Source organism: Lysinibacillus sp. GW821-FHT14F06, from assembly GCF_058803665.1.
In genome coordinates, this window is sequence record NZ_JBXAPF010000034.1 from 1 (window position 1) to 21,732 (window position 21,732).

Sequence of the window (21,732 nt, forward strand, 5' to 3'; positions counted from 1 at the left end):
GTGTCTTTAGACATGGGCCAGTACCCCAGCGTTTCACGCGTAGAGCAAACCACCAGTTAGACTGGTGGTTCTGATTTTTACAAGTTATTATTTTATTTTCAAGTATTTTGCAATTAATCCGATATAAACGCTGACTAATTTAAAAAGAGAGGGGATTATAATGAAAATAGCATCTTATACAAATACAGTAAATTTTCTTCAAACTATTAATACTTCGTCTAAGGGAGATGGAAATTCTCAAGCCTTAAAAAAGGATCAGGATGCTGTCATAATTGGAAAAGAAGCACGTAGTTTATTCGATTCTCAAATTCAACTGCAAGATGCACCAGAGGAGATAGCACAAAAAATAGCCTCCATGTTTAAGGATGGGGGTAAATTAAACTTCGTCGAAAGTGAGGAGCAGCTTGCTATTCGTGCGGAACAGCAGGCACGACTTGATGAGGAAATTGAACATAATGTTCTTGCTATCATCATTCCGCATATTCAAACAAATGAGAAACTTGTCAATAGCTTAAATGGTGCAAGTCAGCAAGTGCTTGATGCTGCATACTCAACAATATCTCAAAATCTCTTAGTACACAATGTTGGCAATATGACAGAAGAACAGCGCCAAGCCATGATTTCGCTTGGTGTAGAAAAAGCACAATTTATTGCAGACAACTACTTAGAGGGGAAACAGGCAAAAGATTTTATGGAGGCTATGACAACGATTGCAAAATTTGCGGTCAATGGCAAGAAAAATGACAATGGTACTGTTTCATATGCTATTGAGAAGGGCCCGTTAGTACATGCACCGGATGATTACATTCATATAGATGATTTAGTGAAAGAGGCCTTTCCTGAAAAATGGCAGAGCTTTAAAGATAAAATAGTAGCTGCTACTGAAAAACAGGATAAAGATGCGCTTGTGGAAGCATTCAAGGAATATAATCAATTGGTTAAATCGATTTATACAAATCAACCAAATCTCGTGCAAGATAAAATAAAAGACTATGGTAATTGGCAAGAAACCATTAAAAATACTGGGGTTTCAAAGCATTTTAGTCAATTAGATAAAACCTCTCTTTCCAATTTTATGGAGGATATCAAGACAACAAATGCTTGGTTATCCAATGAGTTTTTAGTAAAGGATTTAAAAAATTTCCAAAGATATCTGACTAGAAATCATTAAATTCATTAGTCTCCTTTATGTCCATATAAGGAGACTTTTTGTGCTGATATTTTTAAAGGGAGAGATTTGAATGAAAGAACAAATTAAAATTAGAGTTGCCACTGAAGAGGATGCTGAAAATATACTGGCAATTCAGAGTGAGGTTTTAGCAGAAGAAGATTATTTAATCACTACGTTAGAGGAATTCCAGCAAACGATTGGTGAACAAAAAAATGGATACAAGCAAAATTAGCAAATGAACAGGAAATAATCTTAATTGCACAATATCAAGAAAAAACGGTTGGCTGGCTTGTGTTTCAAACACCCAATCGAAAAAGATTAGCTCATACAGGTTCCTTCAGTATGTTGATATTAAATGAATATCGTGGTCTGGGAATTGGAAAACGTTTGCTTGAGCAGCTATTAAAGTGGGCAGAGCTCAATCCACATATTGAAAAAATTAGTCTTGGTGTATTTTCAACAAATGAAAGTGCCATTGCGCTCTATAAAAAGATGGGATTTGTGGAGGAAGGAAGGAAAATCAATGAAATTAAGTTAAATGATAAGCAATATATTGATGATGTTTTAATGTATAAGATGGTTTGATTTCATTAAATTGGCTAATCAAATTCTAGCTATAAATTTTTATAAAAAAAGGGTGACCTAAAATGAAAATAGGTCACTTTCTGTTTACTGCACGTTTCCATTATCACTTTAACATCTCCATTTCCTCTTTTGATAAAGGTGAATATTTCTTTTTATGATGATGTTGTTTAAGATAATTTATAAAGGAGAGACAGCGATGATTATTCCAATTCCAACTTATTTACAGCAATTTGCAGAAAATGATCAACAACTGGACGAGGTTGAATCACAATTACAGCTTTGTTCTAGCGCTGGCAATCAACAATTTGAAATTTGGTATTATGGTGATTTGTTGTTGATTGAGGGGGAGGAAATGCCTTTCATTACAGGCTCAACCGCTAAAATCGTCGCAAATGACCCATTAACAGCAGAGGAAATTTTACTGTTTGATGGGACCATGCATGGCTATAATGCGTTGTTTTGTGATGAATATACAATAGAGCAACGTGGTAATCGTCCACTTCAAAAATATAACATGCCCGCAACGGAAATTGTATTATCATTTTATTATAATATTGATTACGATGAAGAAGTGGACGACTATGAGGTAGATGACCAAGGTTATGTACAACTGATCAGCGGAGAGACAGCAGACTGGAACACAATAAAAAGAAATGGCTATGATGCATTTGCTTTTTATTTCAAGAAAGAAGATAAGACGCTGTTAGCATTTGCACAGGAAGAATTAGCATAGCCAACAATTTAAAATCGAGTGGATACTTCCATTATGGCAATCTCCTTACTCAACCAATTTAAAAGAAATTTTAAGTAAAAAGGAGGTTGATAGCTATAACAGTGGAAGAGAAAGGTGATATGGTTACTCACCGCATAGACGGTTATCTAGATACCTTTCAAGGCGATATGTATTTGGAATGTCAACTTATAACAAAACGCTTAGATTGTGTGACTCAACAGGTTACGATGATCCACGCAGACAGGAATTAGAGTCCTGGAGCGACTAGATTATCAATTATTGCTTCAGATTTATTCTGAGGATGAGCTCGGGTTTATGTTGGGGGATAGCGATAGATTATTTTTCTAGATTCGTGAGGAAGATTGTAAAAATAAACAAAATGAGAAGGTATGGGTTGTTTTACAATGCTATTGAGGAAAAAGAAGGTTTAAGGAAGGAATATGTAAATCACATGAAAATTTTTAATTTCACACAAGAGTTTGCCAATCAAATTATAAATTATGATTCAGTAGACGCTTTCTATAAGAGGATAATGAGAACGGTAGAACCAACAAGTATTGGCTTTATGTATATAGAGCCAGGTGGTGTTGTTGGCATGCATGAGGCCCCTGTTCCACAGTTATTTATAGTCATTCAAGGTGAAGGATGGGTTTGTGGAGCAAATAGGGAGAAGATATTTTTAAAGGCTGGTCAGGGTGTGCTTTGGCAAACAGGACAAGCACATGAATCTGGAAGCGATACAGGATTAACAGCACTTATCCTTGAATCTAAGCAAATCAATCTTGCCTAGTCACAAATTGTAACGGAGTAGTTTTAGCTCCGTTATAGTTTTAAACTGAGTTTAATCGTTGTAATATATGCCCATCGAATAGATCATCATACTCTGCTATTCTAACAAAGCCTCTTGCTTGATAAAAGCTCATACCTGTTGTATTTTCCTTCTCTACATAAACGATAAGTGACTTGATTTCTGAAAACATTTGGATACCTTGCTGTAATAGCGCTGAGCCAATACCTTTGCCCTGTGTTTCAGGAAGAATATAGATTGCCAAAAGCTCAGCTTCATCATTTTTTACATTTTAAAAAATTAGGAAAGCCTTCTATTGATTCCTCTAGTATAGTAACTAAAAAAATTGCTTTCTAGACGTTCTTTTAAGCGCTCTCTACTATAAGTAATCTGTAAAAAACGATCCTAGTTGTCGCGTGGGGTGATGCTTTCGTATGTTTGATGTTAGCTTCTCTTGGCAATTTCTTGCACGAAAAAGATGTCATTCTCTTGCATCTGCCGTATAATTAATGTCAACACTTTCTACCTACAATTCCAATTTTTATATTTATTGTAACATTAAATCATGTGAAAGGAGATGACTTCATGCAAGTTGTTGAAAAAGCATTTGGCTATATTACGAGAGAGCATGAGGGGCAGTTACAGGTGCTAGTATTTGAGCAAAATACAGAAGGAGCAGGTATCCAAATTCCAAAAGGCACAGTAGAGGAAGGGGAAGCACCGCTAGAGGCTGTATCTCGAGAGATGTTTGAGGAGACAGGCTTATCGCATTTAACAGTTAAGGGATTAATTGCTGAAGATTATTTTAATCATTATTCAGGCGCTTTACAAAAACGCTATTTTTATCATCTAACGACAAATGAAAAACGAGATACATGGCAGCATCATCCTACAGGCTTAAACGAAACAGGTTTTATATTCTCCTTTTATTGGATAACAGATGAACAGGAAGTGACACTAGCAAAAGGGCATGGAGATTATTTGTATAGACTAATGGCCCATGTTAATCATTAAGTGTATGTCCATTATTATTGAGTCATTTGGGGAAAGCTGAAAATCAGCGAGAGACTATGTTTATTAGTCTTCAGCTTTATTATTCAGAAATAATTGTTGGGAAATTTACGGACAGCTAAAGTTTGAAAAAGTAAACCGCAACTAATTAATAAAAAATTCCATAGCCATTGTCTCCTAAACTTAACATGAAAAAGGATTCAGTTTACAGCAAAGGCAGCCATGAATAAAAGCTATATTTTTTACCAATCACATTACAGAGTGGAAAAATAACAAACAATAATAAAATGGAAGTCAGTAATGATTCAACTGTTCTATATAATAGGCTGAGAATTTGTGAAATTTTTGCACGCTTGAATGGGGAATCCCAAGCGGAAGCAGTTGCTATGGCAAAAGAAAAGTGCTTTATTGAGTGGGGCAAATAAAACAACCGCGTTTCTAGTTGATAGAGACGCGGTTGTTTTGTTTGCTATTTTTTAGCCTTTGCGGCAATTTCTAATGCTTGAGCGAAATCAGCGATCAGATCGTCAACATGCTCTAGTCCTACTGAGAAGCGTAATAGTCCGTCAGTAATACCACGTTTTGCACGTTCCTCAGGTTCCATCGCAGCATGACTCATTTTGGCAGGGTAGGATAAAATTGATTCAACACCACCAAGAGAAACAGCGAAAACAGGAATTTTCATTGCTTCTACAAGAGCTTTTGCGGCATTGTAGCTTGGCAGGCGGAAAGATAGGACAGCACCTGCACTAGTGCATTGACTACGATGAATATCATAGCCTGGATGAGATGCAAGCCCAGGGTAATATACTTGCTCGACAAGAGCGTTTGTAGCTAAAAACTCTGCGATTTTTTGTGCCGATTCAGCGGAGCGGCTAAAGCGTACATCAGTTGTCTTCATATTTTGCAATAATGTAAAGGAATCCTGTACACCTAGAATATTGCCGAATGAATTTTGGATAAAGTAAAGATCTTGTCCTAGCTTTTCATCAGCTGTAACCGTCAATCCTGCAATAATATCAGAGTGTCCAGATAAAAACTTTGTAGCACTATGGATGACAACATCTACGCCTAGCTCAAGTGGGCGTTGGTGTAAAGGTGTCATAAATGTATTATCTAAAAACGTTAAACAATTATGTTGTTTGGCTAAGGTAACTACCCCGCGAATATCTGTAATGCCAAGAGTTGGATTTGATGGTGTTTCCATATAAAGCAATTTAGTTGTAGGTGTGATAGCCGCTTCAACGGCTGCTAAATCTGTGAAATCAACAAAAGTATGCTTTATACCAAAACGTGGTAATACTTTAGTGACGAAACGGTATGTTCCACCATAAACATCTTCTGTCAACACAATATGATCACCCTGAGATAATAGCATCAAGGTTGCGGACACAGCGGCAATTCCAGAAGAAAATGCATGGGCACGAACTCCACCTTCGAGTTCTGCAACTGCTTTTTCTAATGCATCTCTTGTAGGGTTACCTGAACGAGCATAATCATATTCACCAAATTCATCAATACTCTCCTGATGAAACGTCGATGATAAATACATAGGCACATTGACTGCACCTTTTTTATTAGCGTAGCCGTCACGAACACCTGCGTGAATTAGGCTTGTTTCAATACGTTGCTTCATGTCTATGCCTCTTTTCTAAGGATATCGAATACTTGTTTTAAATCAGCAATTAAATCCTCAGCCTCTTCAATTCCAACTGAGAAGCGTAGTAAACGATCACATACGCCACGTTCAATGCGTTCCTCATATGGCATATCTGCATGTGTTTGAGTAGCAGGATATGTAATAAAGCTTTCCACACCGCCAAGGCTCTCAGCGAACGTAATTAATTTTAAGTTTCGAAGGAATGGGTCAATCCACTCAGCCTTCTGTAAACGGAAGGACAGCATACCACCCTTTCCTGTATATAACACGTCAGTTACAAGCTCTTCATTCTCTAAATAGGCTGCAATTGCTTTAGCATTTGCATCGTGCTGCTTTAGACGAAGATGCATTGTTTTTAAGCCGCGAATAAGTAACCAAGCATCCATCGCTCCTAATACCATTCCGCTGCCATTATGAAGAAAGGCAATACGCTCAGCTAATTCAGCGCCTTTTGCAACAACTAAACCTGCTAAGACATCATTATGACCACCAATATACTTAGTAGCTGAATGAATAACAATGTCTGCACCTAATTCGATTGGGCGTTGGAAATATGGTGTATAGAATGTGTTATCAACAATCAACCATGCACCATGCTTGTGGGCTAATTCCGCGTATGTTTGCAAATCAAATTCCTGCATAAGTGGGTTTGTCGGAGTTTCAATGAAAAGGGCACGTGTCTTGTCATTGATTAAAGCTTCAACCTGTTCAACGGATTCAAATTTGGAGTAAATAGGCTTAATATTATAGGTTTCTTCGAAGAAATTAAAAAGTCGATATGTACCTCCGTATAAATCATCAGGCACGACTAATTCATCCCCAGGCTTAAATAATGATAGAATTAGCTGAATAGCGGCCATACCTGAGCTACAGGCAAAGCCCATGTCCCCACCCTCTAAATCTGCAATTCCTTCTTCTAATAAGGTACGGGTTGGATTTTTTGTACGTGTATAGTCAAAACCAGTGGATTCACCAATTCCTGTATGCTTGTACGCTGTTGATAGATGGATTGGTGGGCTGACAGCACCTGTTCTTGGATCACTTAAATTGCCAAGCTGTACAAGTTTTGTTTCAATACTTCTGTTGATTGTCATATTGTCACTCTTTTCTTCATCATAGTCATGGAAAGAGTCAAATTTTCTCTTTATCCATATTCTCAATAATTGTTACCAATTTAACATGTATAGTAAAGAAGAACAAGATGATTTCAGAAAATTAGCTAGATTATTTAAGGTAAATCGCCTAGGAATAGTAGGAGATGGTAGAAGGAGGAGTATCCAGGAGTAATAGGTGGAACAAGGAATGCTAAAAAATGTGCCCTTATGGCTAGTAAGGCAAGGGATTATATTCCTTTAAATCATGACACTTTACTCAAAAAGCTTCTAATTGTTGTTTTAAAAATAAAAGAATCTGCCTGCTTCCTAATAGGAAATGCGACAGATTCTTTTATCCTCATTCAGTAGAAGACTTCCACCTCTACAGGTGGTGAGATGAATGCGGTTTTGGTTCTCCTTTTCAGTGGGAGTCCAAACACCTACTGAAATAGATGAACTAAGTCTAAGAACGCCACATCCTGTGGCAATGACTGAGTGACCAACATCTTGCTACTGACGCTACGTTAGTACTACGCTTTCGCGCAAAAAACAACTGTTGGCCCAAAGCCTCCGACGGATGTCACGGATTTTCAAGGGAATGAATAAAGGATGTTAGCCTAAAACCTTCGCATCCTGCGAAAACGGCTAACTGACCTGCCTCGGTAAAAACGCCACGTCCTGTGGCATTGCCGAAATGACCGACATCGTGTCGGCCCTCGTGCAGGCCTGGGCACAATTCAAAATCCGGACGCATTGTTTATCTGTAGCGAAAGCAAAGCGGCAGCTACAATTACGCCAAGGCGAAATTGATAAATTTTATGCTTGTTCTTTTTTTAATAAATCTCGAATTTCCTTTAGCAGCTCTTCCTTCGCATCTAATTCAGGTGCTGGTTCTTCCACAATTGCTTCTTCTTTTTTACGAGAAAACTTGGTCATAATTCGTAATGCCATAAAAATTGCAAAGGCAATTATTAAAAAGTCAATAATCGACTGTAAAAATTCACCCAATTTAACTGTAGCATCTCCAGAGCCATAGACAAAGCTTTCTGTTAAATCGATACCACCTGTTAAAATACCCACTAATGGCATAATGATATTTGCAACTAAGGAGGTAACAATTTTACCGAAAGCACCACCAATTACTACTGCTACTGCTAGATCGACAATATTGCCCTTCATAGCAAACTCTTTAAAGTCTTTCCACAAAACAAATTCCTCCAGTATTTATCCATATAAATGAATCGAAATATATTTTACTATATTTTTCCCATTCATTTCAACTGTTATAATAGTGGAAATTATATACTGAAAAATCTACTACAAAAAACGACAAATTTGGTAATATAGAAAGAGAATAATTAATTAGGTGTGAATTATGACGAAAAACATGAAGAAAAAACCATTATCATCATCCGTTAAATTGGGAATGATAGCATTATTAGTACCTATAGCAATAACAATGTATGTCTTTGTTTTTTTTGCTTGGAAGGAGCTTCAAACATTACCGATATTCGAGAAAATTGCTCAACAACGGGCAATAGAAGAAATTCAGCAAAGCTTTGATATGAAAATTCCTGAACAATTTATTCCTATTTATGTAGCCGCAGAGGAGAAGTATGGTGTTCCATGGACTTTACTAGCAGCCCATCATCGGATTGAAACTCGCTTTTCCTCCATGAAATCCCTTGTATCACCAGCAGGGGCTGAAGGTCACATGCAATTTATGCCCTGTACATTCGTGGGCTGGAAACATCCTTCCTGTTCAGGCTTAGGAAAAGGAAATATTTCAAAAGCAGAACTAATGAGTCCAGAAGCCATAAAGAAATATGGTGGATATGGTGTTGATGCCAATGGTGATGGAATTGCTGATCCATATGATATTGAGGATGCCGTTTATAGTGCGGCAAATTATTTATCAAAATACGGGGCAGCAAACGGTGATGTAAAACAAGCTGTTTTTCAGTACAATCATAGTGATGAATATGTTGAAAAGGTGTTACATTATTTCAATTTATATAACGATTATCATGATGAGTTGAAACAAGCAATGCTGTTAAATGACAAAAAGTAAAGAGCCATCAAAATTGATGGCTCTTTCCAACATATCTAGGTTGCTTTACGCATACTCTTTAAAATAATGCTTACGATGAAAATAAGCACAATCGCACCAATTAATGCTGGGAATACGTAAAAATCACTAACTCTCCAACCCCAATTGCCCAGAACCATACTACCAATCCATGAACCGACAATCCCTGCAACGATATTTCCAATGATGCCGCCAGGTACATCTTTTCCTAAAATGACACCAGCTAACCAACCTAAAATACCGCCGATGATTAAATACCAAATGAAGCTAATCATTTTCTTCATCTCCTTAAAATTAAGATATAATGGCGATTACTTAGTTATACCCTGAATAGGGCATATTAAACGCACCTAGCTTCTATGGTTTTTATTACAAATCCATGATATGGCTTTTAGTACTGTATGACTATTGCACCTAATGTTTGTTCAAAATGACGTAATGCCCATTCATGACCTGCAACATCAAAACTTGCAACTCCACGTGCATAAACAACTGTAGAAATACCCAAATTATAAGCATCGACTGCTGTATGTAATACGCAAATATCCGTACATACACCAACTAAATGAATTTCTTCAATGCCTCGTTCTTTCAATAATATGAATAAATTAGTTCCTGCAAATGCACTATAACGTGTTTTATCAAGCCATATTACCTTATCTTTGTTAAGATTATACATTTCGCCAACTTGCCCATATAAATGGCGCCCCTTTGAGCCACGAATATTGTGTGGAGGAAATAGCTTTGTTTCAGGATGAAAGCTATCATTTTCCTCATGTAAATCATTGGCAAAAACAACTAATTCTTGATCAGCAATAAACTGTTCAATTAAGGATGCTATTTTTTCATCTAATGCTTGACCGGGTTCACCACATGTTAGTTTTCCGTCAGAAGCTACAAAATCATACGTATAATCGATAACTAATAACGCTTTTTTCAATTTTTTCACTCTCCCAATAGGTATAATTTCACTTTAATCATGCCATATTTGGGCCTGGTTGTCAGAAAAATGAATATATTTTAATATTAAGAATAGTTTGAAAATTGGTTTTTATGTGAGTATAATATGAAAAAAGGAGAGTGTTATTTATGGATATGACAATTATGAAGCGTTTAAATCGACAAGGTTTACTTATTGCAGGTTTACATTTACTTGTGATGCTAAATATAGCAGCAGAGTTCATTTTTGTCTCATAAGCTAATAATAATAATATAGAAAGGTGAGTTTAATGCTTGTCGAAAACTAAAGCAACCGTGATGGCTATTCTGATGATATGTCCACGGTTGTTTTTTGTTGTCTTGAACTATTATATGAAATACTTTTGAAAGAGTGATATGAAAAGGAATTTTTTAGACAATGAACAAATACATAGTACATGTAAAGGAGTGATTGGATGACAACAAGATTTGACCAAGCTTTTCAAGAAATAGAGCGACCATTTGCTTGGATAGATTTTGATGCTTTAGATAAAAATATTGCAACTGTCCGCAATGATTGTGGAGAAAAAAATATTCGAATTGCTACAAAATCTATTCGCTCTATAGAGATACTACGTTATATACACGACAACCTTCCAAATGGTATTGGATATATGACGTTTACAGCTGCAGAGACTCTTTTCTTATTGCAGCAGCATTTTGACGATTTATTGCTTGGCTATCCAGTAATGGAAGAAGACTCAGTACGACAGTTATTACACTTCGTAAAAGCAGGAAAAACTGTCACTTTTATGGTGGATAAGCAGGAGCATGTGTCATTTTTAGCTAGGCTTGGACAAGAGCTTGGCGTTCGTGTACAGGTATGTATAGATATTAATGTATCCAATGATTTTAAATTACTTTATTTCGGTACAAAACGTTCTTCACTTTATTCACTAGAGTCATTAACACCGTTCTTGAAATTTATCGAACAACAACCGTATATCGAGGTAGTGGGGGCTATGGGCTACGAGGCACAAATTGCAGGAGTGGGCAATCGACCTGCAAATGCTATAAAAGGAAGAATTATAGAAGCTATGCAGCAACGAGCTAAAAAGCAAGTTACTCAGTTTCGTCGATTAGCCATTGCTCATATAAAGGCGTATTTTCCTAAAATTCGCTTTATCAATGGTGGCGGATCAGGAAGTATGGCGTATACTGCACAGCAGAGAGAGGTAACTGAAATAACAGTGGGCTCTGCATTTTATGCACCAGCATTGTTTGATCAATTCACCCATTTACAACTTGAAAAGGCTGCTGGATTTGCTTTAAGAGTAACAAGGAAGCCAGAAAAAAATATTGTTGTTTGTCATGGAGGAGGATACACTGCCTCTGGAGCAATCGGTGTTGATCGTTTACCAGTATTCTACGAGCCTGCCTTCTATTCATATCTTAGCTTAGAAGGAGCGGGGGAAGTTCAGTCACCGATTAAGGTAAAGCATAAAAAAGTTAAAGTAGGTGATACATTGTATTTTCGACACGCAAAGGCAGGAGAGCTTTGTGAAAGATTTCAAAAACTGCATGGTATTCGAGGGGACAAGTATGCAGGGTCCTTTAATACTTATAGGGGGGATGGACAATGTTTTCTATAGAGAAATGGAAAAATGGTGAGAAATGGACGAATTGGGCTGGCAATGTGATCTCTTATCCAGGTGAAATGTATTTACCTCAATCGATTGAGGATGTAGTCAATATAGTAAAGCAAGCGCATGAATCGGGAAAAACAATTCGTGTCACAGGTGCAGCCCACTCCTTTAGTGCTGTAGCAATGCCTGAGCATATCGCACTTTCTTTACATAAAATGCGTGGGCTTATCGCTGTAAATGAGGCAAAGCAAGAGGCAACACTCTGGGCTGGTACCTATTTATATGAAATAGGACCTCTGCTTGCAAAACTTGGCTTTGCTCTTAGTAATATGGGAGATATTCAGGAACAATCCATTGCAGGAGCCGTGTCAACAGGTACACATGGAACAGGAGTAACACTAGGCTCGTTATCTTCAACAGTCACAAAATGGGGGTTTGTTGACGGCACTGGGACATATCGAGAGCATACTAGAGGCTTGGATGATTTATCTGAGGCTCTACATGTATCGCTCGGTATGCTTGGTGTACTTGTGAAGGTGACAATTAAAGTAATACCTCTTTACGGCTTACATTATGTAGGAACAAGGGATAAGCTGACAAACGGACTGACAAACTTTGCTGAGGATATTCGACAGCATCGTCATGTGGAATGGTTTTATTTTCCTGGTAGTGAGACCATACAGGTTAAACGCATGAATGCCGTAGACCCAGTTTATCAAAGTGACTGGAGCAAGAGAATTGAAACAATGAAACTTCAAATAGTAGAAAACGGTGCCTTTTTTGCTATGTCTGAGCTATGTAAATGGAAACCTTTGTTAAGTGGTGCTTTGAGTAAGATAGCAGCAGCAAATGTTGTAGAAGGGGAGAAAACAGGTATTAGTTATGAAATTTATCCATCCCCAAGAAGCGTAAGGTTCCAAGAGAGTGAATATGCTATTCCATTAATATATTTCGAAGCCTGTATGGAGGAGATACATGCAACCTTCAAAAAGGGGCATTTTAATGTTCATTTTCCATTAGAATGTAGAACTACAGCGGGAGAAGCGGGTTATTTAAGTCCTACACAGGGGCAAGAATCAGCCTTTATTGCCTTTCATATGTATAAAGGAATGCCTGAAGAACCTTATTTTGAATGGATTCATACGATGATGAAGAAATATAAGGGTCGTCCACATTGGGGGAAACAAAACCATCTAACTGCTCAATATGTATACGAACTATATCCAGATATCGAGAAGTTTTTAGCGATCCGTCATCAGTATGATCCAGATAATGTGTTTTTTACTGGTTATTTAAGTAAATTATTCACATTATAGGCGTTATTTTATACTGTAGTTTTCCACTCATCTTTAAATGAATTAGGGAGTCTGCACGAAGATAATTTATGAAAAATTTAAATTTGAACGAAATGTCAAAAAATTTATCAAAACGAGATAAAAGTGATGCTTAATCAGCATGAAAACGATTTCAAATTTAATGAATAATTTAAATTGTTTAAACAATTCAAAAAATACTGTTGACGAGACCTTTTTTTCGTACTATGATAACAACAATTTAACACGTTCGTTATAGCAGTTAGCTGTCTTTCAGGCAGATAACATATAGACAAAAACAAAATAGACAGAACATTTTGTATATAGCAACGAACATAGCAATAAATGAGGGGCGTTTAAAATGAGAAGTGACATGATAAAAGTAGGCGTAGATCGTGCGCCGCATCGAAGCCTTTTATATGCAACAGGCAAAGTAAAAGCAAAAGATTTAGGCAAGCCATTTATTGGGGTTTGTAATTCTTACATCGACATTATACCAGGTCACGTTCATTTACGTACATTTGCTGATGTTGTCAAAGAAGCCATTATTGAAGCAGGAGGAATTCCATTCGAGTTTAATACTATCGGTGTAGATGATGGAATTGCGATGGGGCATATTGGTATGCGTTATTCCTTACCGAGCCGTGAAATTATCGCAGACTCTGCGGAAACTGTAATTAATGCACACTGGTTTGATGGAGTATTCTACATTCCAAACTGTGACAAAATTACACCGGGAATGCTAATGGCAGCAGTTCGTACTAACGTACCATCAATTTTCGTTTCTGGTGGTCCAATGGAGGCTGGTACTTCTGCAACAGGCAAGCAACTATCATTAACTTCTGTATTTGAAGGGGTAGGGGCACATAAATCAGGGAAAATGTCAGCTGAAGAGCTATTAGATATTGAAAATAACGCATGCCCAACATGTGGCTCATGCTCAGGAATGTTCACAGCAAACTCTATGAACTGCTTAATGGAAATGTTAGGTGTAGCTTTACCAGGTAATGGTACAATCGTTGCTACATCTGAAGACCGCCATCAGCTTATAAAAGAGGCGGCTAAACAGCTAGTTCGTATGATTAAAGAAGATGTTAAGCCTCGTGACATTATTACAAAAGAGGCAATTGATGATGCATTTGCACTGGATATGGCGATGGGTGGATCAACAAACACAGTCCTTCATACGTTAGCCATTGCGAATGAGGCTGAAATCGATTATAACATTGAAGATATTAATAAAGTGGCAGAACGTGTTCCATATTTAGCAAAAATTATGCCAGCTTCAGATCTTTCAATGGATGATATTAATAAAGCAGGTGGCGTTAGTGCCATTATTAATGAATTAGTATCTATTCCGGGAGCTATTCATCCGGATCGTCCAACAGTTGCTGGTGTAACTATGGGAGAACTTGTAAAGGATTATCACATCACAAATGATCAAGTTATCCGCACAAAAGACAATCCATATAGCCCAGTCGGTGGCTTATCCGTTTTATTTGGTAATATCGCACCAGAAGGCTCTGTTATTAAAGTAGGAGCTGTAGACCCTTCTATTCAGGTATTCAGAGGCGAAGCAATCGTCTTTGATTCACAGGAAGCGGCACAAGAAAATATTGATAATGGAATAGTGAAAGAGGGCCATGTAGTCGTCATTCGCTACGAAGGACCTAAAGGTGGCCCAGGGATGCCTGAAATGCTCGCACCAACATCTGCGATTCAAGGTCGAGGTCTTGGCACGAAGGTTGCATTAATTACAGATGGACGTTTCTCAGGTGCATCTCGCGGTATTTCAATTGGACATATTTCACCAGAAGCAGCAGAAGGTGGTCCAATCGCATTAGTTGAAAACGGTGATATCATCACAATTGATCTACCAAATCGTACAATCAATTTAGAAGTTTCAGATGAAGTTTTAGCTGAACGTCGTGCAAAACTACCAGTATTTGAACCAAAAATTAAACGTGGTTGGCTTGCAAGATATTCGAAATTAGTAACAAACGCTTCTACAGGTGGCGTGATGAAAATTTAACAATTTGATATGTTAAAACGTTGATGAGGTTAAAGGTTCTAGAACCTTGTATCTACCAGAGAGCCGGTCGTGCTGGAAGCCGGCGATACAACTAGATCCGACATCCCCTCGGAGTGAGCTATTAAACGCAGTTGCCATTAGATAGCTCCGGGCATAATCGAAAGTGCTCGTTATTAATGAATAAATGTTTTATGACGCCGTATTGGATGCGATGATTTCGCATTGGTCCATAAATGCTTTCATTTATTCACGAGGTAGCAAGTTTTTTGCTATAAAAAAGGGTGGTACCATGGAAAGTCTTTTTCATCCCTACGTAAGGTAGTTCTTTGCGTGTGGAGAAAAAGGCTTTTTATTATTTTTGTCGACGTTTCAGAAGATCTCTTACTTTTTTAGGAGACCTTCAGCCAGTTATACTTCACTGATGCGCATCACTAATGTGAAATTGAATGAATAAGAAGAAGGAGGCATATTTGATGAGTGCGAATGTTTCTATCAATGAAAAAGAAGAATTAGCAACAACAGCAAAGGCTGAACAAACCTATCAAGCGAAAGATGGTGCTGACGTATTAGTGCAAGCATTGCATGATCAAGGTGTCGAAATTATTTTCGGTTATCCAGGTGGAGCTGTTCTACAAATTTATGATGCAATGTATAAAAATCCAATTCGTCATATTTTAACTAGACATGAACAAGGGGCAATCCATGCAGCAGAGGGATATGCACGGGTTTCCAATAAACCAGGTGTTGTCATTGCCACTAGTGGACCAGGAGCAACAAATCTAGTTACAGGTATTGCTGATGCCATGATTGACTCGATTCCGTTAGTTGTTTTTACAGGTCAAGTGGCCACATCTGTCATTGGTACAGATGCATTCCAAGAAGCTGATATCATGGGAATTACAACGCCAATTACAAAGCATAACTACCAGGTACAGGATGTCAATGATATTCCGCGCATTGTACAAGAGGCTTTCCATATCGCAAACACAGGCAGAAAAGGTCCTGTAGTAGTGGATTTCCCAAAAAACGTGTCTCAAATGCTGTTTGATGTGGAAAATCCTCCACAAGCTCCAAATGAAATTTATTTACCAGGTTATCAACCAACCTATAAGCCGAACTATTTACAAATACAAAAAGCGATTCAGGCTATTTCATTAGCAAAGAATCCCCTTATTTTAGCTGGTGCTGGCGTTCTCTTTGCGGATGCACGTGAAGAATTAACAACATTTGCTGAAAAATACCGTATTCCAGTAACAAACACGCTTTTAGGGCTTGGCTCCATCCATGGAGAACATGAATTATTTATCGGAATGGCTGGTATGCATGGTACTGTTACTGCGAATACAGCTATTACAAAATCTGATTTATTAGTAAATATCGGCGCCCGTTTTGATGATCGCCTAACTGGGAATTTAGCAACATTTGCTCCAAATGCGACAATTATTCACATTGATATTGATCCAGCAGAAATTGGCAAAAATGTACCAACTGATATTCCAATTGTGGCAGATGCAAAAGAAGCATTAAAAGCATTGCTGAAAAAGGATTTTGAGGGTCCTGATACAGCAGAATGGTTGGCATACTTAAGAAATAATGCCAATGAATACCCTCTGTGGTATTGTAAAGATTCTGAAGAAAAGGAAGTTTTACCACAGGAAGCATTAGAGCTTGTGCATAAAATTACAGAAGGCGATGCAATTGTTACAACGGATGTTGGGCAGCATCAAATGTGGGCTGCACAATATTATCGCTTAAATAATGATCATGGATGGGTAACGTCTGGTGGACTTGGTACGATGGGCTTCGGCTTCCCAGCTGCAATTGGAGCCCAGTTTGCGAAGCCAGATAAAAAGGTTGTTTCTATTGTAGGGGATGCAGGATTCCAAATGACTGCACAAGAGCTATCCCTACTAAAAGAATTCAACCTACCAGTAAAAGTGGTGATTTTAAATAACAGCTGTCTTGGAATGGTACGCCAATGGCAACAAACATTCTATGAGGAACGCTATTCATCTTCATTAATGCCAATCCAACCAGACTTTGTTAAATTAGCTGATGCATATGGTATTAAGGGCTATCGTATTAATACAATCGATGAAGCAGAAAGCATTTTCCGTGAGGCCCTTCTTTCAGATGATCCAGTATTGATTGATTGTCGTGTTAAACAGCTTGAATGTGTTTATCCGATGGTAGCACCTGGTAAAGGCTTGCACGAAATGATTGGGGTGAAAAAGAATTGAAACGAGTAATTACAGTAACAGTGATTAACCAAAGTGGCGTATTAAACCGTGTAACAGGCTTGCTGATGAAACGTCAATTCAATATTGAATCCATTACAGTTGGTCATACAGAGCAGCCTAACTTCTCAAAAATGACATTTGTTGTACATGTAGAAGATGAGAGTAAGATTGAACAGTTGGTGAAGCAGTTATCAAAACAAATTGATGTATTAAAGGTCAATGATATAACAGATAAATCAATCGTGTTACGTGAGTTAGCGCTTGTCAAAGTTATTTCACCACCAAATTTACGACTGGAAATGAATTCAATTGTTGAACCATTCCGTCCACAAATTATTGATACAGCGAAAAACGTTGTCACATATCAAGTTGTAGGACATCCAGATAAGATTGATGCCTTTATAGAGCTCATTCGACCATATGGAATTAAAGAATTAACACGTACAGGAGCAACTGCCTCTGTTCGAGAAACACAAAAAATCTCAAATCCACAGCTCTCTATTTTAAAATAGTTTGCATATAAAATTGATCGCTTTAGATGCATAGCACAATCCAGTACTGTGCATTTAAAGCCGAAATTTAAACCCATAATTTAGGAGGAAACAAACAATGACTACTATGTACTATGAACAAAACATCAACGAGGAAGTATTAAAAGGAAAAAAAATCGCAATTATCGGATACGGCTCACAAGGACATGCACACGCACTTAACCTAAAAGAATCAGGTTTTGATGTAGTAGTAGGTGTTCGTCCAGGTGGATCTTTCGATGCAGCTAAGGCTGATGGATTAGACGTTAAAACTGTTGCAGAGGCAGCACAAGAAGCAGATGTTATCCAAATCTTACTTCCAGATGAGCGCCAAAAAGCTGTCTATGAGGCTGAAATTGCTCCACATCTTGAAGCGGGTAAAGCACTTATGTTTGCACACGGCTTCAATATTCATTTCGGACAAATTACACCACCAGCAGATGTTGATGTATTCTTAGTGGCACCAAAAGGTCCAGGACACTTAGTACGTCGTCAATACCAAGCAGGTGCAGGTGTACCAGGCTTATTCGCAATCCATCAAGATGCAACAGGTCAAGCAAAAGACTTAGCTCTAGCATACGGAAAAGGAATTGGCTCAGCTCGCGGTGGTCTGCTTGAAACGTCATTCAAAGAGGAAACTGAAACAGACCTATTCGGTGAACAAGCAGTACTTTGTGGTGGTGCTACACAATTAGTAAGAGCAGGTTTTGAAACATTAGTTGAAGCTGGTTACCAACCAGAACTAGCCTACTTTGAAACACTTCACGAATTAAAATTAATTGTTGACCTTATGTTTGAAGGCGGTATGGCAACAATGCGTTACTCAGTATCAGATACAGCTGAGTGGGGTGACTATGTTGCAGGGCCACGTATTATCGACGAATCTGTAAAAGGTCGTATGAAAGAAGTATTAACAGATATCCAAGATGGTACGTTTGCTCGCCGTTGGATTCAAGAAAACGAAAATGGTCGTCCTGAATATACAAAATTCAAAGAAGCAGGTGCAAACCACCAAATCGAAGAAGTTGGTGCTAAATTACGTGCTATGATGCCATTCATCAACGAAGGGAAAGAAAAAGTTGTGAGAGAAGTGGCTACAAGTGCGAAAAATTGATATTTTCGATACAACTCTTCGCGACGGCGAACAATCTGCTGGTATTAATTTAAATACAGCAGAAAAGATTGAAATCGCCAAGCAACTAGAACGTCTAGGGGTGACAATTATTGAAGCAGGTTTTCCTGCTTCGTCACCTGGTGACTTTGATGCGGTAAATCGCATTGCAGGCACCGTGAAAAACTCCATCGTTACAGGCTTAGCTCGCTGTGTCCAAAAGGATATCGATACAACATGGGATGCGATTAAAGTAGCCGAGCAGCCACATATCCATATTTTCCTAGCAACCTCACCAATTCATATGGAATACAAGCTAAAAAAATCACCGGAACAAGTGGTGGAACAAGCGGTTGAAGCTGTAAAATACGCAAAAAAATTCTTTCCGCTTGTACAGTGGTCTGCAGAAGATGCGTTCCGCTCAGATCGTGAGTTTCTAGTCCGTATTATCAATGAGGTGGTTGCAGCGGGAGCGACAACAATTAACGTGCCTGACACAGTGGGGTATGCATCTCCACAAGAATATGGTGCATTATTTAAATTTCTCCTTGAAAATGTGAAAGGTGCTGAAACAGTAAAATTCTCTGCACATTGTCACGATGATTTAGGTATGGCGACTGCTAATACGATTGCTGCTATTGAAAATGGGGCCTCTCAGGTTGAGGGTACGATTAACGGTATAGGAGAGCGTGCTGGAAATGTCGCACTTGAAGAAATTGCAGTTGCTCTTCATATCCGCAAAGATATCTATCCTGTAGAAACAGGCATTCAATTACAAGAAATTAAACGCACATCTCAATTAGTCAGTAAATTGACGAATGTGGTTATTCAACCGAATAAAGCGATTGTTGGTAAAAATGCATTTGCACACGAATCTGGTATCCATCAAGATGGTGTGTTAAAGAATCCAGAAACGTATGAAATTATTTCACCTGCTCTTATTGGTGAAGGTGAGGTACCTCTTGTTTTAGGAAAGCACTCAGGTCGCGCGGCATTCCGTGATCGTGCAGAAACAATGGGCTTCAATCTTTCGGATGACAAATTAAACAATGCGTTTACTGAATTTAAGAAACTTGCTGATCGTAAAAAGGAAATTACGGAAGAGGACTTATTAACTCTTTTAACAGAACAACAAGTTCAACTAGAAGATGTACCACTCTTTGAATTAAAGATGGTACAGGTACAATATGGTACAGAAAATATTCCAACTGCAACAGCGATCGTGCACACACCTGAAGGGGTTGAAAAGACGGTTGTTGCAACAGGTTCAGGCTCTGTGGAAGCAATCTTCAATACGCTTGAGCAACTTGTACAGGGACATATTCATGTGATAGATTACCGTGTAAAATCTGTTGGCAAGGGGCGAGATGCACTAGGGGAAGCCGTCATTAATATTCGTTATGATGATGTGTCAACAACTGGCAGAAATTCCTCACAGGATGTATTAGAGGCTTCCGCAAAAGCTTATCTAAATGCTATTAATCGTCATTTAATTCAGGCAAGTTTACGTGCACAACCTGTTAGTTAAGCATTTAGCCTCTGGTGAATGTCACAGATCAGTGGTTGTGAATGGACTTCGTAACATTTACAACCTTTAGGCAATTATGCCGTGATGTAATTGATGGCTCTCATCTATACATATAGGTGAGAGTCTTTACTAAAATAGTGTATATCTACACTATACAAAGAAAGGTGTTTTGACGATGGAGAAAAAAATTACAGTACTTCCTGGTGACGGAATTGGCCCAGAGGTTGTTGCTTCTGCTGTACGTGTATTGCAAGTAATTGGTAAACGTTTCAACCATAAATTCCATTTAGGTTATGCAACAATCGGAGGCGCTGCCATCGACCAACACAATAATCCACTACCAGATGAGACAATTGAAATGTGTGAAAACAGCGATGCTATTCTGCTTGGAGCAGTAGGTGGTCCAAAATGGGATAATAATCCACCTGAATTACGTCCAGAAAAAGGCTTATTGCGTATTCGCAAGCATTTTGATTTATTTGCAAATCTACGTCCAGTAAAGGCGTTCCCGAGTTTACTTGATGCTTCACCATTAAAGCGTGAAGTTGCCGAAAACGTCGATTTAATGATTGTACGTGAATTAACAGGCGGCGTATACTTCGGGGAACCACGTATGCGTACTGAAAATGGAGCGATTGATACAACCGTTTATTCAACTGCTGAGGTTGAAAGGATTGTTGAAAATGCCTTTGAATTAGCACGCTTACGTGGAGGCAAATTATGTTCTGTCGATAAAGCAAATGTGCTTGAAACTAGTCGACTGTGGCGCGAAGTAGTAGAAGCGAAGAAAAAAGAGTATCCAGATGTACAGGTTGAGCACAACTTAGTCGATTCAGTTGCGATGAAATTAATTACAAATCCAGGCCACTATGATGTGGTCGTTACTGAAAATATGTTTGGTGATATTTTAAGTGATGAAGCATCTGTTATTACAGGTTCTTTAGGAGTATTACCATCGGCATCCATTCGTGGCGATAATTTCGGTCTATATGAACCAGTACATGGCTCAGCACCAGAAATTGCGGGCCAAGGTGTAGCAAATCCAGCAGCAACTATTCTTTCTGTTGCGATGATGTTGCAATATTCATTTGGCTTAAAAGAAGAAGCTGCAGAAATTGAACGTGCAGTCAGTGCAGTATTTGATGATGGTTATTTCACAGCAGATCTTGCTCGTGATGGTGACCGTATTCTATCTACAAATGAATGGACAGATAAAGTAATTAACGAGATTGATACTAGCTTTGTTTCAGAAAGCATTATGACAACATACATTTAAGAAATAGG

The 21,732-nt window shown here is 38.2% G+C and carries 21 protein-coding genes; 15 read left to right on the forward strand and 6 right to left on the reverse strand.

All coding sequences use genetic code 11. The features are described from left to right. Window positions 1-160 precede the first annotated feature (160 nt). The 5 genes from AC1RNS_RS21765 to AC1RNS_RS21785 all read left to right on the forward strand — a co-directional run bounded on the left by AC1RNS_RS21765 (window position 161) and on the right by AC1RNS_RS21785 (window position 3,279). Window positions 161-1,171, forward strand: coding sequence for a hypothetical protein (locus AC1RNS_RS21765; protein WP_492995698.1), 1,011 nt, complete (start codon window positions 161-163; stop codon window positions 1,169-1,171). 70 nt (window positions 1,172-1,241) lie between these two features. Next, window positions 1,242-1,403, forward strand: coding sequence for a hypothetical protein (locus AC1RNS_RS21770; protein WP_492995700.1), 162 nt, complete (start codon window positions 1,242-1,244; stop codon window positions 1,401-1,403). A gap of 23 nt (window positions 1,404-1,426) precedes the next feature. Continuing rightward, complete coding sequence (locus tag AC1RNS_RS21775) at window positions 1,427-1,756, forward strand: GNAT family N-acetyltransferase (RefSeq protein WP_492995756.1); 330 nt, start codon at window positions 1,427-1,429, stop codon at window positions 1,754-1,756. A gap of 196 nt (window positions 1,757-1,952) precedes the next feature. After that, window positions 1,953-2,489, forward strand: coding sequence for a hypothetical protein (locus AC1RNS_RS21780; protein ID WP_492995702.1), 537 nt, complete (start codon window positions 1,953-1,955; stop codon window positions 2,487-2,489). Between the two features lie 394 nt (window positions 2,490-2,883). Continuing rightward, complete coding sequence (locus AC1RNS_RS21785; RefSeq protein ID WP_492995703.1) at window positions 2,884-3,279, forward strand: cupin domain-containing protein; 396 nt, start codon at window positions 2,884-2,886, stop codon at window positions 3,277-3,279. A gap of 40 nt (window positions 3,280-3,319) precedes the next feature. Here the strand turns inward: AC1RNS_RS21785 and AC1RNS_RS21790 are convergent, their stop codons facing one another. Continuing rightward, complete coding sequence (locus tag AC1RNS_RS21790) at window positions 3,320-3,541, reverse strand: GNAT family N-acetyltransferase (RefSeq protein WP_492995705.1); 222 nt, start codon at window positions 3,539-3,541, stop codon at window positions 3,320-3,322. A 320-nt stretch (window positions 3,542-3,861) separates the two neighbouring features. Here AC1RNS_RS21790 and AC1RNS_RS21795 point away from each other — a divergent pair, with 320 nt between their 5' ends. Beyond that, window positions 3,862-4,290 carry an NUDIX hydrolase gene (locus AC1RNS_RS21795; RefSeq protein ID WP_492995706.1) on the forward strand — a complete coding sequence of 143 codons (429 nt, stop codon included), beginning with the start codon at window positions 3,862-3,864 and terminating at the stop codon, window positions 4,288-4,290. A gap of 466 nt (window positions 4,291-4,756) precedes the next feature. On the opposite strand, the gene AC1RNS_RS21800 is transcribed toward AC1RNS_RS21795, so the two are convergent. The 3 genes from AC1RNS_RS21800 to mscL all read right to left on the reverse strand — a co-directional run bounded on the left by AC1RNS_RS21800 (window position 4,757) and on the right by mscL (window position 8,247). Beyond that, window positions 4,757-5,923 carry an aminotransferase class I/II-fold pyridoxal phosphate-dependent enzyme gene (locus AC1RNS_RS21800; RefSeq protein ID WP_492995707.1) on the reverse strand — a complete coding sequence of 389 codons (1,167 nt, stop codon included), beginning with the start codon at window positions 5,921-5,923 and terminating at the stop codon, window positions 4,757-4,759. A gap of 2 nt (window positions 5,924-5,925) precedes the next feature. Then, window positions 5,926-7,041, reverse strand: a complete 1,116-nt coding sequence (locus AC1RNS_RS21805) for a methionine biosynthesis PLP-dependent protein (protein WP_492995709.1) — start codon at window positions 7,039-7,041, stop codon at window positions 5,926-5,928. An 816-nt stretch (window positions 7,042-7,857) separates the two neighbouring features. After that, window positions 7,858-8,247: a large conductance mechanosensitive channel protein MscL gene (mscL, locus tag AC1RNS_RS21810; RefSeq protein ID WP_492995710.1), complete on the reverse strand. Its 390-nt coding sequence runs from the start codon at window positions 8,245-8,247 to the stop codon at window positions 7,858-7,860. A 169-nt stretch (window positions 8,248-8,416) separates the two neighbouring features. On the opposite strand from mscL, the gene AC1RNS_RS21815 reads away from it, so the two are divergent. After that, on the forward strand, window positions 8,417-9,112 hold the full coding sequence (locus tag AC1RNS_RS21815) for a lytic transglycosylase domain-containing protein (protein WP_492995711.1): 696 nt from the start codon (window positions 8,417-8,419) through the stop codon (window positions 9,110-9,112). A 35-nt stretch (window positions 9,113-9,147) separates the two neighbouring features. On the opposite strand, the gene AC1RNS_RS21820 is transcribed toward AC1RNS_RS21815, so the two are convergent. Both AC1RNS_RS21820 and AC1RNS_RS21825 read right to left on the reverse strand, forming a co-directional pair. Then, window positions 9,148-9,405 (reverse strand): GlsB/YeaQ/YmgE family stress response membrane protein, encoded by a 258-nt coding sequence (locus tag AC1RNS_RS21820; protein ID WP_492995712.1) that lies wholly within the window; start codon window positions 9,403-9,405, stop codon window positions 9,148-9,150. 116 nt (window positions 9,406-9,521) lie between these two features. After that, window positions 9,522-10,070 (reverse strand): cysteine hydrolase family protein, encoded by a 549-nt coding sequence (locus AC1RNS_RS21825; protein ID WP_492995714.1) that lies wholly within the window; start codon window positions 10,068-10,070, stop codon window positions 9,522-9,524. Window positions 10,071-10,524: 454 nt separating this feature from the next. Between AC1RNS_RS21825 and AC1RNS_RS21830 the strand changes: the two genes are divergently transcribed. The 8 genes from AC1RNS_RS21830 (at window position 10,525) to leuB (ending at window position 21,724) form a co-directional block, all read left to right on the forward strand. Continuing rightward, window positions 10,525-11,700 carry an amino acid deaminase/aldolase gene (locus AC1RNS_RS21830; protein WP_492995716.1) on the forward strand — a complete coding sequence of 392 codons (1,176 nt, stop codon included), beginning with the start codon at window positions 10,525-10,527 and terminating at the stop codon, window positions 11,698-11,700. After that, the gene (locus tag AC1RNS_RS21835; protein WP_492995718.1) at window positions 11,688-13,010 is read left to right on the forward strand and encodes a D-arabinono-1,4-lactone oxidase; all 1,323 of its coding nucleotides are present in this window, start codon (window positions 11,688-11,690) and stop codon (window positions 13,008-13,010) included. Before AC1RNS_RS21830 ends, AC1RNS_RS21835 begins: the two co-directional genes overlap by 13 nt. A gap of 358 nt (window positions 13,011-13,368) precedes the next feature. Beyond that, the gene (ilvD, locus tag AC1RNS_RS21840; protein WP_492995719.1) at window positions 13,369-15,039 is read left to right on the forward strand and encodes a dihydroxy-acid dehydratase; all 1,671 of its coding nucleotides are present in this window, start codon (window positions 13,369-13,371) and stop codon (window positions 15,037-15,039) included. Window positions 15,040-15,512: 473 nt separating this feature from the next. Beyond that, a complete protein-coding gene (gene ilvB / locus AC1RNS_RS21845; protein ID WP_427542716.1) occupies window positions 15,513-17,279 on the forward strand; it encodes a biosynthetic-type acetolactate synthase large subunit in 1,767 nt (588 codons plus the stop codon). After that, window positions 17,276-17,791, forward strand: coding sequence for an acetolactate synthase small subunit (gene ilvN / locus AC1RNS_RS21850; RefSeq protein WP_492995720.1), 516 nt, complete (start codon window positions 17,276-17,278; stop codon window positions 17,789-17,791). Before ilvB ends, ilvN begins: the two co-directional genes overlap by 4 nt. A gap of 97 nt (window positions 17,792-17,888) precedes the next feature. Beyond that, window positions 17,889-18,923, forward strand: coding sequence for a ketol-acid reductoisomerase (gene ilvC, locus AC1RNS_RS21855; RefSeq protein WP_492995722.1), 1,035 nt, complete (start codon window positions 17,889-17,891; stop codon window positions 18,921-18,923). Further along, complete coding sequence (locus AC1RNS_RS21860) at window positions 18,910-20,448, forward strand: 2-isopropylmalate synthase (RefSeq protein ID WP_492995724.1); 1,539 nt, start codon at window positions 18,910-18,912, stop codon at window positions 20,446-20,448. Before ilvC ends, AC1RNS_RS21860 begins: the two co-directional genes overlap by 14 nt. Before the next feature lie 175 nt (window positions 20,449-20,623). Then, complete coding sequence (leuB, locus tag AC1RNS_RS21865; protein WP_427542728.1) at window positions 20,624-21,724, forward strand: 3-isopropylmalate dehydrogenase; 1,101 nt, start codon at window positions 20,624-20,626, stop codon at window positions 21,722-21,724. Window positions 21,725-21,732 lie beyond the last annotated feature (8 nt).